Genomic DNA, 270 nt, shown 5'->3' on the forward strand with positions numbered 1-270 from the left:
TGTCAGCTAATCATTGTTGATGAAGGAGTAAAACCCGCCGTCGAACGGGTTTACACCATCAAAAATACGATCGATTATTATTAATGCTATTGTGCGGTCGGCTTCAGGAGAGTCTGACCCGGTGTTTTGTGCTCTGCCAGATACTGATGCTGGAATATACACATGCGAATGGCATTACGATATTGACCATTAATAAAGAACTCGTGCATCAATTCACCTTCAACCGAAAAGCCAAGCTTGCGGTAAATGTGAATCGCTTTTTCATTCTCT

Annotated in this window: 1 protein-coding gene and 1 pseudogene; one reads left to right on the forward strand and one right to left on the reverse strand. The window is 42.2% G+C overall.

Annotated features, from left to right (window positions below; all coding sequences use genetic code 11):
• Window positions 1-12 precede the first annotated feature (12 nt).
• Window positions 13-84, forward strand: a complete 72-nt coding sequence (locus tag KI369_RS30155; RefSeq protein WP_498033631.1) for a YnfC family lipoprotein — start codon at window positions 13-15, stop codon at window positions 82-84.
• A gap of 2 nt (window positions 85-86) precedes the next feature.
• Here the strand turns inward: KI369_RS30155 and KI369_RS30160 are convergent.
• Window positions 87-270 (reverse strand): annotated as a pseudogene (locus KI369_RS30160) (hypothetical protein); the annotation flags it as partial.

Origin of the sequence: Bacillus sanguinis, assembly GCF_018332475.1 — a bacterium.
Classification (GTDB): domain Bacteria; phylum Bacillota; class Bacilli; order Bacillales; family Bacillaceae_G; genus Bacillus_A; species Bacillus_A sanguinis.